Source organism: Mesorhizobium sp. M1217 (genome assembly GCF_040318275.1).
GTDB lineage: Bacteria > Pseudomonadota > Alphaproteobacteria > Rhizobiales > Rhizobiaceae > Mesorhizobium.
Window position 1 is genome coordinate 386042 of sequence record NZ_JAMYMA010000004.1, and the last position, 16148, is coordinate 402189.

16 protein-coding genes are annotated in these 16148 nt (G+C 63.1%); 3 read left to right on the forward strand and 13 right to left on the reverse strand.

Annotation, left to right across the window (positions count from 1 at the left end; genetic code table 11):
• Window positions 1-92 precede the first annotated feature (92 nt).
• Window positions 93-599: an OsmC family protein gene (locus tag NKH37_RS09350; protein WP_353040945.1), complete on the forward strand. Its 507-nt coding sequence runs from the start codon at window positions 93-95 to the stop codon at window positions 597-599.
• Between the two features lie 39 nt (window positions 600-638).
• On the opposite strand, the gene NKH37_RS09355 is transcribed toward NKH37_RS09350, so the two are convergent.
• The 12 genes from NKH37_RS09355 to rpsF all read right to left on the reverse strand — a co-directional run bounded on the left by NKH37_RS09355 (window position 639) and on the right by rpsF (window position 12037).
• Entirely contained in the window at window positions 639-860 is a 222-nt protein-coding gene (locus NKH37_RS09355) for a hypothetical protein (RefSeq protein ID WP_023719840.1), read from the reverse strand.
• Between the two features lie 125 nt (window positions 861-985).
• Window positions 986-1726: an SDR family NAD(P)-dependent oxidoreductase gene (locus NKH37_RS09360; protein ID WP_023719839.1), complete on the reverse strand. Its 741-nt coding sequence runs from the start codon at window positions 1724-1726 to the stop codon at window positions 986-988.
• Between the two features lie 220 nt (window positions 1727-1946).
• Window positions 1947-3428 (reverse strand): amidophosphoribosyltransferase, encoded by a 1482-nt coding sequence (gene purF, locus NKH37_RS09365; protein ID WP_036244955.1) that lies wholly within the window; start codon window positions 3426-3428, stop codon window positions 1947-1949.
• A gap of 114 nt (window positions 3429-3542) precedes the next feature.
• On the reverse strand, window positions 3543-4214 hold the full coding sequence (locus NKH37_RS09370; RefSeq protein ID WP_352481821.1) for a CvpA family protein: 672 nt from the start codon (window positions 4212-4214) through the stop codon (window positions 3543-3545).
• A 47-nt stretch (window positions 4215-4261) separates the two neighbouring features.
• Entirely contained in the window at window positions 4262-5680 is a 1419-nt protein-coding gene (gene radA, locus NKH37_RS09375; RefSeq protein WP_023719836.1) for a DNA repair protein RadA, read from the reverse strand.
• 231 nt (window positions 5681-5911) lie between these two features.
• On the reverse strand, window positions 5912-7402 hold the full coding sequence (locus NKH37_RS09380) for a replicative DNA helicase (RefSeq protein ID WP_023677714.1): 1491 nt from the start codon (window positions 7400-7402) through the stop codon (window positions 5912-5914).
• A 206-nt stretch (window positions 7403-7608) separates the two neighbouring features.
• Window positions 7609-8577, reverse strand: coding sequence for a small ribosomal subunit Rsm22 family protein (locus NKH37_RS09385; protein WP_023719834.1), 969 nt, complete (start codon window positions 8575-8577; stop codon window positions 7609-7611).
• Between the two features lie 3 nt (window positions 8578-8580).
• Window positions 8581-8904 (reverse strand): YnfA family protein, encoded by a 324-nt coding sequence (locus NKH37_RS09390; RefSeq protein ID WP_353005225.1) that lies wholly within the window; start codon window positions 8902-8904, stop codon window positions 8581-8583.
• Window positions 8905-8986: 82 nt separating this feature from the next.
• A complete protein-coding gene (locus tag NKH37_RS09395; RefSeq protein ID WP_023719832.1) occupies window positions 8987-10276 on the reverse strand; it encodes a cyclopropane fatty acid synthase in 1290 nt (429 codons plus the stop codon).
• 152 nt (window positions 10277-10428) lie between these two features.
• Window positions 10429-11013: a 50S ribosomal protein L9 gene (gene rplI, locus NKH37_RS09400; protein ID WP_352481815.1), complete on the reverse strand. Its 585-nt coding sequence runs from the start codon at window positions 11011-11013 to the stop codon at window positions 10429-10431.
• A gap of 275 nt (window positions 11014-11288) precedes the next feature.
• Window positions 11289-11537, reverse strand: a complete 249-nt coding sequence (gene rpsR, locus NKH37_RS09405) for a 30S ribosomal protein S18 (protein WP_006203718.1) — start codon at window positions 11535-11537, stop codon at window positions 11289-11291.
• Window positions 11537-12037 carry a 30S ribosomal protein S6 gene (gene rpsF, locus NKH37_RS09410; protein WP_352481813.1) on the reverse strand — a complete coding sequence of 167 codons (501 nt, stop codon included), beginning with the start codon at window positions 12035-12037 and terminating at the stop codon, window positions 11537-11539. Before rpsF ends, rpsR begins: the two co-directional genes overlap by 1 nt.
• A gap of 464 nt (window positions 12038-12501) precedes the next feature.
• On the opposite strand from rpsF, the gene NKH37_RS09415 reads away from it, so the two are divergent.
• The gene (locus NKH37_RS09415) at window positions 12502-13449 is read left to right on the forward strand and encodes a pilus assembly protein TadG-related protein (protein WP_353005227.1); all 948 of its coding nucleotides are present in this window, start codon (window positions 12502-12504) and stop codon (window positions 13447-13449) included.
• A complete protein-coding gene (locus NKH37_RS09420) occupies window positions 13446-14042 on the forward strand; it encodes a vWA domain-containing protein (protein ID WP_353040947.1) in 597 nt (198 codons plus the stop codon). Before NKH37_RS09415 ends, NKH37_RS09420 begins: the two co-directional genes overlap by 4 nt.
• Window positions 14043-14081: 39 nt before the next feature.
• On the opposite strand, the gene NKH37_RS09425 is transcribed toward NKH37_RS09420, so the two are convergent.
• On the reverse strand, window positions 14082-16007 hold the full coding sequence (locus tag NKH37_RS09425; RefSeq protein ID WP_352494869.1) for an LTA synthase family protein: 1926 nt from the start codon (window positions 16005-16007) through the stop codon (window positions 14082-14084).
• Window positions 16008-16148: the final 141 nt, after the last annotated feature.

A 16148-nucleotide genomic window follows, 5' to 3' on the forward strand; every position in this document is an offset into this window, starting at 1 on the left:
CTGCCAAGCGCTACGCCAGCGGGGACTTGCGTTTGGGGCAGGCGACACCGCCGTTAAGCAGCGAAGCCAGGCAACTATGGGAGAGAAATGAAATGGACGCGATTGCATTGAAGGCCATGCAGGCGCCGCTGAAGGAGGCCTATCGCGACGACGCCTCGCGCGCGCTGATTACTCTCCGCGCCAAAGGCTCGATCGACGACCAATCGATCGCCTGCAAGGTCGAGACGGGCAGGGCGATCGCCATTGCCGGGCTGCATCCGGCGACCGGCGGCACCGGGCTCGAACTCTGCTCCGGCGACATGCTGCTGGAGGCGCTGGTGGCTTGCGCCGGCGTCACGCTGAAGGCGGTGGCCACGGCGCTGGAATTCAAGCTTGGGGCCGCCACATTGGAAGCCGAAGGCGATCTCGACTTTCGCGGCACGCTTGGCGTGGCGAGGGATGCGCCTGTTGGCTTCCGCGCCATCCGGCTGACATTCGGCCTCGACACCGACGAGCCGCAGGAGCGCATCGATGCGCTGATCAAGTTGACCGAGCGCTACTGCGTGGTGCTCCAGACCATCAGCCAGAAGCCCGAATTGACGGTAAGCGCGCGACGCTGATGTGCCAATCTCTCCCCCTCAAGGGAGGAGATGACGCTCCTACTGCGCCGACGGCTCCTCGGCGTCGCCCTCGTCCGCGAACGGCGAGGCACTCGGCACGCACTGCACCGACCAGCCGGCCGGCGTCGGCTGCTTCTGGTATTCGGTGACGGCGGAGGTGCACTGTTCGCGGGTGTCGAAGGTGCTGGGCAGCACGACCATGCCGCCTTGCGGGCCGGCGATCACCAGATACCAGACCAACGCTACGCTCGGTGCCGCCATGGGTGTTTCCTCGCTCTGCTTGTTTTGGGAGTCGGTGCGATCCTAGCAACTCCGGCCAAGCGGCGAAAGCTGGGCCGAAGCGCGGCGTTAAGCCACGGCATCACAGCCGCGTGATGCAAGGCCGCTTACTCCGGCTGCCGGTAGGCGACAAAGCGGTTGTGCTTGGCCTGGAAGATCAGCCCCGTCTCCTTGAGCGCAGGGCTGGCCAACGGCACGATACGCTTGGCGATCTCCGAAGGGTGCGGCAGCGTTTCCGGATACTCGCCGGGTACGGCCTGCGCCCGCATCGCGGTGCGCGTTGCCCCGGGATCGGCGGCGTTGACCCTGAGCGGCAGGTTTTCGGTCTCATGGGCCCACGAACGCGTCATGGCCTCGACCGCCGCCTTCGACGCCGCATAAGGCGCCCAGAAGGCGCGTGCGGAGTGGGCCAGGCTGGAGCTCAGCACGATAGCGCGGCCGGCATCGGAAAGCCTCAGCAGCGGGTCGACCGAGCGGATCAGCCGCCATGTTGCGGTGACGTTGATGGTCATCACCTTCTCGAAGGTCTTTGCCTCGACATGGCCGATCGGGGCGATGACGCCGAGCACAGCGGCGTTGGCGACCAGTATGTCGAGCTTGCCCCAGCGCTCGTGGATGGCGCCGCCCAGCCGGTCGATCCCCGCCATGTCGGCAAGATCGAGCGGGACGAGCGTCGCTTGTCCGCCGCCTGCTTTGATCTGGTCGTCGAGCTCTTCCAGCCCGCCGACGGTGCGGGCAACCGCAATCACATGCGCACCGGCTGCGGCAAGCTCCCTGGCGATGAAATAGCCGATACCGCGCGAGGCGCCGGTGACGACCGCAACGCGGCCGGAGAGATCGAGGGTCATGCTTGAACTTCCATGAGGTCGGCGTGAAGCACCCCCCTCTGCCTTGCCGGGCATCTCCCCCTCAAGGGGGGAGATTGGCCCTCATCAGGCTCAGCGCCTGTTCTGCGACCGTCGCGATTGGCGAAAGTCGACAGTTCAGCCGATCTCCCCCCTTGAGGGGGAGATGCCCGGCAGGGCAGAGGGGGGTAACCTGGCGAAGACAAATGGCGATCCGGCAACCTTACGACCCGCCCGCCGCCAAGAGCGAAAGCGTGCGGACATTGTCGGAGCCTTCGAAATCGGCAAGCCGGGTCGGATACTGGCCGGTGAAGCAGGCGTCGCAGAATTGCGGCTGCTCGTTGTCGCGGCCGGCTTCGCCGACGGCCCGGTAGAGCCCGTCGATCGAGAGGAAGCCGAGCGAATCGACGCGGATGAACTCGGCCATCTCCTCCACCGACATGCGCGAGGCCAGCAACTTCGACTTTTCCGGTGTGTCGACGCCGTAAAAGCACGAGGCGCGCGTCGGCGGCGAGGCGATGCGCATATGCACCTCCTTGGCGCCGGCATCGCGCACCATCTGCACGATCTTCTGGCTGGTGGTGCCGCGTACGATCGAATCGTCGACCAGCACCACACGCTTGCCTTCGATCATGCGGCGATTGGCGTTGTGCTTGAGCTTGACGCCCATGTGGCGGATCGAATCGCCGGGCTGGATGAAGGTGCGGCCGACATAGTGATTGCGGATGATGCCGAGCTCGAACGGAATGCCCGCGGCCTGCGAAAAGCCGATCGCCGCCGGTGTGCCCGAATCCGGCACCGGCACGACAATGTCGGCCTCGACCGGGCTCTCCAGTGCCAGCTCGGCGCCGATGCGCTTGCGTACCTCGTAGACATTGCGGCCTTCGACCGAAGAATCCGGCCGGGCGAAGTAGACATATTCGAAAATGCAGAAGCGGGTCTTCTGCGGCTCGAACGGGAACAGGCTCTCGATTCCCTTGCTGGTGACGACGACCATTTCGCCGGGCTTCAGGTCGCGCACGAAACGCGCCCCGATAATGTCGAGCGCACAGGTTTCGGAGGCGAGAATCCAGGCGCCGTCGAGATCGCCAAGCACCAGCGGCCGGATACCGAGCGGGTCGCGGCAGCCGATCATCTTCTTGGACGTCATTGCCACCAGCGAGAAGGCACCTTCGACCTGGCGCACCGCATCGATGAAACGCGAATTCAGGTCGCGCTCCTTGCTGGTGGCGACCAGATGCAAGAGCGTCTCGGTGTCGGAGGTGGAAGAGAAGATGGCGCCCTGCTTCTGCAGGGCGCGCTGAACGGTCATGGCGTTGGTGAGATTGCCGTTATGGGCGACGGCAAAGCCGCCATCGGCAAGTTCGGCGAAGAAAGGCTGGATGTTGCGCAAGCCAGCGCCACCGGTGGTGGCATAGCGTGTGTGGCCGATGGCACGGTTGCCTTGCAGGCTGTCGATGACACGCTGCTTGGTGAAGGTGTCGCCGATCAGGCCGACATGGCGTTCGACATGGAATTGGGTGCCGTCATAGGAAACGATGCCGGCCGCTTCCTGGCCGCGATGCTGCAACGCATGCAGGCCGAGTGTTACGATGGCTGCGGCGTCCTGCCGGCCGAAAATGCCGAACACGCCGCATTCGTCGTGGAAATGGTCGTCGGCTTCGGCGGAAAGCACGTCGTCTGCGTCTGCCACTGAGGCTGCCATTGGGGGCTCAAGCTCCGCTAAAGTCGCCATATAAGGTCATAGCGCATCGAAAGCAACGCACGTCGTGCGACGTTCACATGATCGACAGTCTCGAGGCGAGCAAGTCTGCCGAAATCAGTTTGCCGGCGCCGGGTTTGCAGGTGCCGGCGTCGCGGGCGCATTGTCGGCCGGCGGAGCGTCGCTGTCATCGGGTGCCGGAGCAGTGGCGTCGTCGCCGGCGGCAGGTGCTTCCGCTGCAGGCGCGTCGGGGGCCAGAGGCGTCTCGGTGGCCGGCCGATTCGGATTGAGCTTGTTGAGGATGGCGTTTTCCGGATCCTCGGGCAGCAGGCTTTCCAGCTTGGCACCGATCGATTCGAGCAGCGGCTTTGACTTGGCGTTGGCAATCCAGCCTGGAGCTTTGGCGCCGGCCAGCCAATTGAAAAACAGCAGTGCGACCGCGACCACCAGGATGCCGCGCGCCGCGCCATAGAGGAAGCCAAGTGTGCGATCGAGCGCGCCGATCCTGGAATCGATGATCCAGTCGGCGAGCTTCATGGTGATGACGGAAACGACGATCAGCGCGACAATGAAGACGATACCGGCGGCCGCCGCCATGGCTGCCTTTTCGTTGTCGATATAGGGCTGAATGTAAGGCAGCACCGGCTTGTAGAAGAAGAAGGCCGCCGCAGCGGCAACTGCCCAGGAGATGATCGACAGGATCTCGCGCGAAAAGCCGCGAACCATGGCGAGCATCGCCGAGACCAGGGTGAAGCCGACGAGAATTCCGTCAAGCAGCGTAATCGGCATGTTTTTCGCCCCGCTCCGATCTCTTTTTCACGACTCGACGAGCCGCATCAGTCTTGCTCGTCGGCGCGGCTGCGCCGAGAGCCGGCTATGCGCGCCACGAGATCGGCAAGCTCGGTGGGCTGGAAAGCGCCGGCTCCGATCCCCCCGGCCCCATTACCACCAACAAGTTCCTCGCTGCCCAAGGGCAGAACCGCGCTTCCGAAACCCAGCTTTTCGGCTTCCTTGAGGCGCTGCTGCGCATGCGCAACCGGCCTCACCGCCCCCGAAAGGCTGATTTCGCCGAAATAGACGCAATCGGCGGGAAGGGCAAGACCGGTGAGCGAGGAAACCAGTGCCGCCGCCACCGCCAGGTCGGCCGCCGGCTCTGAAATGCGGTAGCCGCCGGCAACGTTGAGATAGACGTCGTGCGTGCCGAAGCGAACGCCGCAATGGGCTTCCAGAACCGCCAGGATCATCGACAGCCGGGCGCCGTCCCAGCCGACGACGGCGCGGCGTGGCGTGCCGAGCGTCGAAGGTGCTACCAGCGCCTGGATCTCGACCAGCACCGGCCGTGTGCCTTCCATGCCGGCGAAAACCGCGGCACCCGGCGACTTCGCGTGACGTTCACCGAGGAAAAGCTCGGACGGGTTGGCGACTTCCCGCAAGCCCTTGTCCGACATTTCGAAGACGCCGATCTCGTCGGTTGGCCCGAAGCGGTTCTTGACCGTTCGCAGGATGCGGTAGTGGTGGCCGCCTTCGCCCTCGAAATAGAGCACCGCGTCGACCATGTGCTCGACGACGCGTGGGCCGGCGATCTGGCCCTCCTTGGTGACATGGCCGACCAGAACGATCGCCGCCCCTGTGGATTTTGCATAGCGGATCATCGCTTGGGCGGCGGCACGCACCTGGGTCACCGTGCCGGGCGCTGAATCGGCCATGTCGGTCCATAGCGTCTGGATCGAATCGAGAATGACCAGGTCCGGCCGCTTGCCATCGGCAATGGTGGCGAGGATGTCCTCGACGTTGGTCTCGGCGGCGAGTTCGACCGGGGTGTCGGCGACGCCGAGCCGCTGGGCGCGCAGCCTGATCTGGGCGACCGCTTCTTCACCGGAGACGTAGACGATGCGGTGGCCCTTTGCCGCCAGTGCGGCTGCAGCCTGGGTGAGCAGCGTCGACTTGCCGATGCCGGGATCGCCGCCGACCAAAAGCGCCGAGCCGCGCACGAAGCCGCCGCCGGTGGCGCGGTCGAGTTCGCCGATGCCGGAGACGATGCGCGGGGCGTCCTCGATGTCGCCGGAGAGGCTGGTCAGCACCACCGCGCGGCCCTTGCGGGCGTTGCGGGTGTTGGCCGGGCCGGAGCCGATGCCGCCCGACGTGCCTTCCTCGACCAGCGTGTTCCACTCGCCGCAGGCATCACATTTGCCGGCCCAACGCTGATGCACCGAACCGCAATTCTGACAGATGAACTGGATACGGGATTTGGCCATCAGCGTCGCGTCGCTTGCCAATTGCCAAGGCTCGTCGATCCTGCCCACCCCCCTCTGTCCTGCCGGACATCTCCCCCGCAAGGGGGGAGATTGGCTGTCATTGATGCTTTCGCCAATCGCCGATGCCGCAAGAAGAGAGCCGGCGACAAAACTGCCGATCTCCCCCCTTGCGGGGGAGATGGCCGGCAGGCCAGAGGGGGGTGTGACGGAACGCGACGGTTGGCCAACAAGCTACTCGAACCGATCCGGCAAATGATGCTCTTCCGCGAGGTCCGAGAAGCGGGTGAACTCGCCCTGGAAGGCGAGGCTGACCGATCCCGTTGGGCCGTGGCGCTGCTTGGCGACGATTACCTCGGCCTTGCCGCGCATCTCGTTCATCTCGTGTTCCCACTTGATGTATTCGTCGGTACCTGGCTTCGGCTCGCGGTTCTTCAGATAATATTCCTCGCGGTAGACGAACAGCACCACGTCGGCGTCCTGCTCGATGGAGCCCGATTCGCGCAGATCCGAAAGCTGCGGGCGCTTGTCGTCGCGGCTCTCGACCTGGCGCGACAGCTGCGACAGCGCGATGATCGGCACCGCCAGCTCCTTGGCCAGTGCCTTGAGCCCGGTGGTGATCTCGGTGATTTCCTGGACGCGGTTTTGCGATGATTTCGCGCTCGATCCCTGCATCAGCTGGATATAGTCGATGACGATGACGTCGAGGCCGCGCTGGCGCTTCAAGCGACGCGCGCGGGCGGACAGCTGAGCGATGGAAATACCGCCGGTCTGGTCGATGAACAGCGGGATTTTCTGCATGGTCTGCGAACAGGCGACGAGCTTTTCGAAATCCATCTCGCTGATCTCGCCGCGGCGGATTTTCGACGACGGGATTTCGGTCTGTTCGGAAATAATGCGGGTGGCGAGCTGTTCGGATGACATTTCGAGCGAAAAGAAGCCGACGACGCCGCCATTGGCCGCCTTGAACGAGCCGTCGGCCTGCTGCGCCGGGACATACGCCTCCGCGATATTGAAGGCGATGTTGGTGGCGAGCGAGGTTTTACCCATGCCGGGGCGGCCGGCAATGATGATCAAGTCGGACGACTGCAGGCCGCCCATGCGACGGTCGAGGTCGCGCAAGCCGGTGGCGACGCCCGACAAATGCCCGTCGCGCATATAGGCGGCATTGGCCATGTCGACCGCCGTCTTGACAGCGTCGGTGAAGCTCTCGAAGCCGCCGTCGTAGCGGCCGGTCTCGGCCAGTTCGAACAGCCGCCGCTCGGCGTCCTCGATCTGGTCGGAGGGCGACATGTCGACCGGCGCGTCATAGGCGATGTTGACCATGTCCTCGCCGACGGTGATCAGCGCGCGGCGCGTGGCCAGATCGTAGATGGCGCGGCCATAGTCGGTGGCGTTGACGACGGTGACGGCCTCGACCGCCAGCCGCACGACATATTGCGCCACCGTCATGTCGCCGACCTTCTCGTCGGCCGGCAGGAAGGTCTTCAGCGTGATCGGCGTCGCGATCTTGCCCATGCGGATGAGCTCGGCCGCGACCTCGAAGATCTTCCTGTGCAGCGGCTCGTAGAAATGGCCAGGCTTCAGAAAGTCGGAGACGCGGTAGAACGCATCGTTGTTGACCAGTATGGCGCCGAGCAGCGCCTGCTCGGCCTCGATGTTGTTCGGCGCCTCGCGATAGAGCGGTGTTTCCGCCACGCCGAATTTTCGTGCTGCCTCTGCCATGATGTCCCCGGTCCTGATCCCGGTCTCTCGATATCAGAACGAGACAAGTCGGTGATGACTTATCTGCATCAGTCCCCAACCAACCAACTTTGATGCCCGCGATTCACAGCCAAGATACTTCGGTGGAAAGAATCTCGATTGACTCGAATCAAGATGGCGAGCCTAACCGTTCTTGGGCGAGAACAAAACAGGAAAATAGCTGCCGATCATTCCGGCAAGGCGTCACCCCAGTCCAGTCGCCGCGCGGCCTTGAACGTCTCGCCGTCGCGCTTCGTGAACAGTCGCTCGGCGGCATGACCATCCTGTTGGCAAAGCTTCAGCAAGACCTTGCCGGAGCCCGATTTCGGCGGTGCGATCACCCGCGCGCGGGGCGGAGCGGCCGGATGACGGGAAGCGGCGACAAAGATGAACTTTTCGTCCTCCCACGGCACCTCGGCATCCTTGGCCAGACGGTGCAGGCGCGAGCGGGCGACGCGGCGGGCGAAATGGCACCAGTCGGGAGCGACAAGTGGGCAGGGCGCCTCATGCGGGCAGGGCGCGAGCACGTGCGCCCCCGCCTCGATCAGCTGCCGCCGCACGGCAAGGATGCGCTGCCAGCCGGCCGGCGTGCCTGGCTCGACGACCAGCAGCGTGTCGGCGGTCAGCTGCCAGAGCCGGTCGATTAGTTTTGCCAGCGATGCCGGCGCGATCTCATCCAGCACATAGGCCGAAGTCACCAGCTCGGCCGGCTCCAGATCGACCAGGTCGATGGTGACGTCGCCGGTCAGCCAGGCGGTCTTGGCATGGATTGTCTCGGCGGCAAGCGCCTCGCCGACCCGCCGCACCGCGGCACCGGCCTCGAGCAGCACTGCCTGTTCGAGATCGGGCCAGAGATCGATTGTGGCCCAAAGCACCGTGCCAGGGCCGGCGCCGACATCGAGCAAGGTCTTCGGAGCATAGTCGGGCCGAGACTCGCCCACCGCATCGAGGCTGGCACGGACGGCCGCATAGGTCGCCGGAAGCCGCGTTGCCAGATAGGCCTTAACCGCCATTTCTTCGGCCATGTGCAGGCGGCCATCGCGCAACTCGGCGCGGTAGCGGTCCGACAGCGTCTTGGCCGCTTGCTTGATCATCGGCAACGGCACCTGTTCGAGAAGGCGGTCGACGCCTTGTCTAAGCGGGGCGGGCAGTTCCATGGTCTACGCAGCCCGAGGTGCGAGCACGATGACCGAGGCGCCAATGATGCACATCGTGGCACCGGCAAGATCCCAACTGTCGGGGTGCACGCCTTCCGCCAACCATAGCCAGACCAGCGAGGCGGCAATGTAGATGCCGCCATAGGCGGCATAGGCCCGGCCCACCGCACTGGTGTCGACAAGCGCCAACAGCCACGCGAATAGCACCAGTGAGACGAGACCGGGCGCCAACCACAGCGGCGACTTATCCAGCCGCCACCACGCCCAGAACGAGAAGCAGCCGGCGATCTCGGCAAGTGCGGCGGCGACGTAGAGGAGGTAGGTCATGAAAAAAGGTCCCGCGTTGACGAGACCTTTTTCAGCGTGCCAGCCGGCAATGGCAAGCGGCAATGGCGCGATCGCCGGCAGTCTACTCCGGATCCGCCACCTTGCGGCGGCGAGTGGGCTTGGCGGCAGGAGCCTTTTCACGACGTCCAAGATCGCGCATCTCCAGCGCCTTCTCGCAACTGGCCATGTAGTCGCGCGTCACCGGCAGCGTGTCGTTCTTCTTGGCAATCTGGATCTGGAAGATCACCAGATCCTGCCATCGGAAGGCAGCTTCCGAGGCGGCAAGATAGAACTCCCACATGCGGCAGAAGCGCTCGTCATAGATCGCCTTGGCCTTGTCGCGGTTGGCGGCAAAGCGCTCGCCCCAATGCTTCAGCGTCTCGGCATAATGCAGCCGCAGAACCTCGATGTCGGTGACGACGAGCCCCGACTTTTCGATAGCCGGCATCACTTCGGAGAGCGACGGGATATAGCCGCCCGGGAAGATGTATTTGCGAATGAAGGCGCTGGTCGCCCACGGCACACCGGAACGGCCGATCGTGTGCAGCAGCATGACACCGTCCGGCTTCAGCAGCGTCGCCGACTTGTCGAAGAAGGTACGGAAATGATTGACGCCGACATGCTCGAACATGCCGACCGAGACGATGCGGTCGAAACGCTCATTGAGCTCGCGATAGTCCTTGAGGTCGAAATGCACCCGGTTTTGCAGGCCTTGCGCGTGCGCGCGGTCGGTGGCGACGCCGTGCTGCTCGGTCGACAGCGTCACGCCTTGCACGTCGACGTCGAACGCCTTGGCGAGATAGAGGCCAAGCCCGCCCCAGCCGGAGCCGATGTCGAGTACCGTCTGGCCCGCTTTCAACCTGAGCTTGGCGGCGATGTGGCGCTTCTTGGCTGCCTGGGCCTCATCGAGCGTCATGTCCGGCTGCTCGAAATAGGCGCAGGAATACTGCATGTCTTCATCGAGGAAGAGGCGATAGAGGTCGCCCGACAGATCGTAGTGGCGCTGCACGTTGCGGCGCGCCCGCGACGCCGTGTTGATCTGCTGCAGGCGCCGGAAGGCGTGGCGAAGACCCTCGATCGCCTTCGACCAGGTGGCATCGATGCCGCCGCTGCCCATGTTCTGGAACGCAATGCGCATCACCCCCAGCACGCCGCCCTCGATAATGTCGAGTTCACCGTCCATGTAGGCTTCCGGCACCGCCAGCATCGGATCGAAAGTGATGGCGCGCTCGGCATGCCTTGTCTTGATGTGCATGTGCACCGGCTCGCCGCTGCCGTCACCAAAAGTCACCATCGAGCCTTGCGGCCCTGTCACCTTGAGATTGCCTGTGCGGACCAGGCGGTCGAGAACGCGCTTAAGCAGAATATTCATGACCAATTGTCCCCTCTCGGCCAGACATGCTGTCCTATTCTGCATCAAGATATAGGGGTTCGAAAAGTTCCATTTGGCATAAAAATGCCCGGGTGCGAGGCCCGGGCATTGGTCCAGATAGGTATTAGCCGACGAATGCCGGCGAACAACGATCAGCCGTTGTCTTCGCCGCCCTCGAACTCCGCGTTCGGATCGAAGAAATTTTCCGGCCGCGCATTGTCGTTGATGTCTTCGCCGTAGATGGCTTCGGCGGTGGTCAGCGTTTCGCCCTTGGCCTGGCGCTCGGCTTCGTCGGCCGTGCGGGCAATGTTGAGCGTGATGGTGACCTCGACTTCCGGGTGCAGCGCGATCGCCACGTTGGTGACGCCGATGGTCTTGATCGGCTGATTGAGAAGGATCTGGTTGCGGTTCACCGAAAAACCTTCCGCCGTCAACAGCTCGGCGATGTCGCGCGTCGACACCGAACCATAGAGCTGACCGGTCTCGCCGGCCGAGCGCACGGCGATGAAGCTCTTGCCGTCGAGCTTTTCAGCAATCTGCGCGGCCTCGGACTTGCGCTCCAGGTTCCGAGCTTCGAGCTGGGCGCGCTGTCCCTCGAACTTCTTCTTGTTACCTTCGTTGGCGCGCAGCGCCTTGCCCTGCGGCAGCAGGAAATTTCGGGCGAACCCGTCCTTGACCCTGACGGTGTCGCCCATCTGGCCGAGCCGGGAAACGCGTTCGAGAAGAATGACTTCCATGGTTTTGTTCCTTCGGTTGGGCGCCTATCCTCAGGATCGGCGCCGAATTGTCTGGAACAGGTCAGGAAGCTGGGGCGTCGCCGCCTGTGTCGCTGTCCTGCCTGTCGCGGCAGTTAGGATCTCTTGTCGAAATCCAACCCGGGATTTGGTGTTCGATCCAGCTACGCCCGTCGTGGCCGGTGAAAAAAGCGGGCGGCGAACCGCCCGCTGGCTAGACCATGATCCCGAAAAGTGAAAACCGGTTTTCGGATAAGATCATGGTCAACTAATCAGTCTTAGCGGACCACGTAGGGCAGCAGGCCGAGGAAGCGGGCGCGCTTGATCGCCTTGGCGAGTTCGCGCTGCTTCTTCTGGCTGACGGCGGTAATGCGCGACGGCACGATCTTGCCGCGCTCGGAAATGTAGCGCTGCAGAAGCCGCACGTCCTTGTAGTCGATCTTCGGCGCGTTGGCGCCGGAGAACGGGCAAGTCTTGCGGCGACGGTGGAAGGGGCGCCGGGTTGGGATCTGGTTGATGTCGACCATTATTCTGCGGCTCCTTCAAAGCCTTCGCGCGGACGGCGCGGGCCACGATCGGCCCCGCCATCGCCGAAGCTGCGCGGCGGACGATCACCACGGTCACCGCGATCGCGGTCGCCGAATGAGCGCGGGCCACGATCGCCACGGTCGCGGTCGCCGAAGCCGCCGCGTTCCGAGCGCTCTTCGCGCTTCTGCATCATTGCCGACGGGCCTTCCTCATGCGCATCGACCTTGATGGTCAGGAAACGCAGCACGTCCTCGGACAGGCCCATCTGGCGCTCCATCTCATTGAGCGCGGCCGGCGGGCAGGTGATGTCCATGAGTGTATAATATGCCTTCCGGTTCTTGTTGACCCGGTAGGTGAGGGACTTCAGTCCCCAGTTCTCGACCCGGCCGACGGACCCGCCATTCGCGGTGAGGACGCCCTTGTACTGTTCGACAAGTGCATCGACCTGCTGCTGCGAGAGGTCCTGCCGGGCAAGAAACACATGTTCGTATAGAGCCATAGTGTTCGTGCCTTTCTTCGTTTCTCTCCCGGTTCCCGGCGGCAAAAGCCTCTGCAACTTCTCTGACCCGCAATCCTTGTGAAGACGGGGAAGAAAGGAGCATGACGAGACGGTCGAGAGCGGAGACACGGGAGGCGGAAGCGCTTCTGGCTCCACGCGAAGGTTTCGAAAACCTCCGGCCCTCCGTTCAGCCCCCAGCAAGGACCGGCAGATTGCGGGCGTCTATACAGGAATTTGACCGCAAAGCAAGGCCAAACGACAGGCCAAACGGCTCGACTAGCGCCCTACCTTCCAGAGCACAACGGACCTCGATGGCAAGGTTTTACGGATTTCCTGAAACCTGACCTTAACCATCATGCGAAGTTCCCCGTGCCGGCGGGCGTGGTGGCAACCCGCCGTTCATCATGCGAATGCAAAACGAAACAGTTCGCGCGCGGCCGCCAGCAAGGCGGTTTGGGGGTAAAATGCTGTTCGACAAGTTCTGCCGTTCGAAGAGCGGCAACTTTGCCCTGATGCTGGCGTTCGGGTTGCCTGCGGTTCTGACGGCCGTCGCCTTTGCCGTGGACGTGTCCACCTTGATGAGGGCCAAGGTCAGCTTGCAGAACGCGCTCGATGCCGCGAACCTTGCATCTTCGCATCTCGGCGACATCGAGGCCACGCGCAAGGACATGTTCGACCGCTATTTCCAGACCAATGTCGCCGGCCACAGCGAGTTGAGGAACGCCGAAGCGACGCTTACCGTCGAAAGGGGCCTCAATTACATCCAGACAAAGGCTGTCGCCGCGGCGGACGTCAACTTGAACTTCGCTTTCCTGTTCGGCAACGACAAGCGCATCACGGTCGATGCTGGCGCCGTCGAATCGACCAATCAGCTCGAAGTCGTACTGGTGCTCGACAATACCGGGTCGATGGCCAGCAACGATCGCATCGGCGCATTGCGGACGGCGGCGACGGGCTTGATCGATATGCTCGAAGCCGCGAAGTCGCCGACACGCAGCGTACGTGTCGCAGTGGTGCCGTTCGTCACCGCGGTCAACGTCAAGGGCGAGGACTACGATCCGTCCTGGATCGACATGGCCGGCAAATCGCCGAACAATGGCGCCAATTTCCCCTTGGTCGGCGGCAAGCGCATCACCCATATGGACCTGTTCAAGCAATTGGGCGTCGAATGGAGAGGCTGCGTCGAGGCGCGGCCCGGAACCAACAATGTTTCCGACCGCCCGACCAAAACAAACCGGACACCCTGTTCGTACCTTATTTCGCGCCGGACGATCCAGGTAACGCCAAAAATCCGAACAGCTCCTATGGCAATTCGGCGACCGGCTACAATAATTCCTATCTCGACGATACGGTTATCACCCTGCTTCCCGGCCTCACCGGCGACATCGCGAAGTACAGTGTTTCGACGATGAAGCTGATCAACGACAAGAAAGGCCCCCTGACCATCGGCCCAAACCGGGCCTGTCCGACGCCGATAGTGCCGCTGACCGACGATTTCGACAAATTGCGTAAGGCCGTCAGTGAGATGATCGAATGGAACGGCTCGGGGACCAATGTTTCGGAAGGGTTGTCATGGGGGATGCGGGTACTCTCGCCGGAACCGCCCTACAGTGACGGCGCGCCGTTCAGGGCGTCAGGCACGACCAAAACGGTGCTGCTGCTCACCGACGGCGAAAATGTTGTCTATGGCGCGAAGGATACGCCACAGAAGTCGGACTATGGTTCTTACGGGTTCCTGGCTTCGGGTCGGTTCGGATCCAGCGACCAGACCGCGGCCGCGCGCAATGTCGACGACTGGACAACCAATGTCTGCAACACGTTGAAGAAACAGGACGTGCAGATCTTCACAGTACTGCTGCAGGCCGACACCGCAGCCAACCGCAAGCTCTACGAGGCCTGCGCGTCGTCGCCGTCGGATTATTACCCGACCAACGACGTCAGTCAGCTCGAAAGCGTCTTCCTGAAAATCGGAAGCTCGATTTCGCAACTGCACTTGACGAACTGAACGACGTCAGTCGCCCAACGGCCGTTCCGCCGCCGCTGCTCAACTCGTGTGCGCAGCCACTTTGCCTGTGGTTTCGGGGAAGAAGTCGGGCGCCGCATGGCGCTTGCCGAACATCATGTCGTACTGCAGCAGACGGAAGTCGCGGATTGCCGGGTCGATCTCTTTCTGACGCGACCAATCGGGGGTGGCGTCGCCCGCCGGTGCCAACAGCAAATTGCGGTCGATGACGCGGTAGTGCTCCCGCAACTGGCCGAGGAAGCCGGTATAATAGGGATGACTGATGCCGGCAGTCTTCAGGATATGGTAGGGCAGGAAGGCTGGGCTGACGGCGCCGAGATCCTCGGCCGGGCCGCTGCGGTTCGACCAGACGATCAGCGGCGTCTGGTGATGCAGCAGCATCTGGTCGGCCGCCTCCTTGCGCGGCGCGACATTGTCCTTCATGAAACCGGTCTCGACGTAGACCGGCCCAAGCGGCGGCAGATGGTCGCCGAAGAAGGCGATGACCGTCGGCCGCTGGCGTTTCTTCGCCCATTCGATCAGCCGCTCGAGGCCGCGGTCCGCGTCGGAAGAGCCTTCGGCGTAGCTCAACAGCGATTCACGCGCCCATTGGCTGATCGGCGCCTGCACCTTATGGGTCGGATTGTTATAGCGATACGGCTCATACGGCCCGTGGTTCTGCAGGCTGACGGCGAAAAAGAACACCGGCTCGGCGCTGGTATCGGCCTCGTGGATGATCTCGTCGGTCATCGCCGCGTCCGACGCGAGCGGTCCGCGTTTTTGCATGGGCGGCAACGTCTCCTCGGACTTGAAGTCGTTGAAGCCGAAATCGGCATAGACGGCTCCCCGGTTCCAGAACCAGTTGGTGCCGGGGTGGATGGCGCGTGCCCGATAGCCCTGACTTTTCAGGAAGGTCGCCAGTGACGGGGTCGGTGTCCGCACATATTGCTGGTAAGGAATACTGCCCGCCGGCAGGAAGGCGTTGGAAAAGCCGGTCAGGGCCTCGAACTCGATGTTGGCCGTCATGCCGCCGAATTCGGGCGAGAACATGTAGCCCGTGCGCAGTGCCCGCACATTGGGGATAGGGTCGGGCGTGATGGTGACGCCGGGCAGCTTGGTCGGATCCCAGAAGGATTCGCTCATGACGACGATGATGTCGGGCTTCTCGGCGGGTACCGAGACCGTCACCTGCGGTTTGCCGATCGCTTCGATCGCCTTGCCGGAATAGCCGGGCGGCGCCGAGACATGGGCCATCGGGACGTTCAGCGCGAATGCGAGCGCAAAACCGTTCGAGGCATAGTTTTCCTTCTGGTCCCACATGATCGGGATGATCTGCAGCCGGTCGCGCGTCCATGAGAAAGTGGCATAGTCCATGATGGAGACGAAGAAGGCGATCAGCGGCACTGTCAGCGTCAGCCGGGCAAGGCGGCCCTTGTGGCTGAGCGCCGGAACGCGGCGGCGCCATAGCCGCCAGCCATAGACGAGAAGCGACAGCCCGCCGACGATGCCGATCGCCAGGGCAATGGCGGTTCCCGGGCGATCGCGTACCAGGAGCGGCATCAGCGCCACGATCTGCCGGGAATAGAGGAAATCGGTCGGATAGAGCGGATCGCCGAGATAGAGCGACTTCTGGTGGCCGACGAACGCCAGCGACAACGTCAGCGGCGCGAGGATCATCAGGCTCTGATGGCTGCGGCCGAGCACGGCGTCGAGCCCTATGAGGATCAACGCAAAAATGATGATTGTGGTCCAGCCGGGTTTGAAGGGCTGCAGAAAGAAGTCGATGGTGCCGGCAAAGTTGCCGCGCACGATCAATTCGATAGCGAACACCAGGATGGCCGCGGCCAACAGGCTGATGAAGCCATAGCGGATGACAGGCCATTTGCGCCCTGGCAGATAGCCGGTGGCCGGATCGCCTTCGAGAAACTGTGGCGCGGCCTCGGCTGCGCTCTTCTTGGTCTTTGCCACTGCGATAGTTCCCCGGCCCGCAACAAAAGCGTCACTCGACTGTCATCGAACTGTCACGCAAAGCTAGCGCCTGTGGCGGAAATAAGAAGAGCCAGCAAACAAATCGTGAGCGGTTTTCATCATGAGTGATCGCCAAAAAGC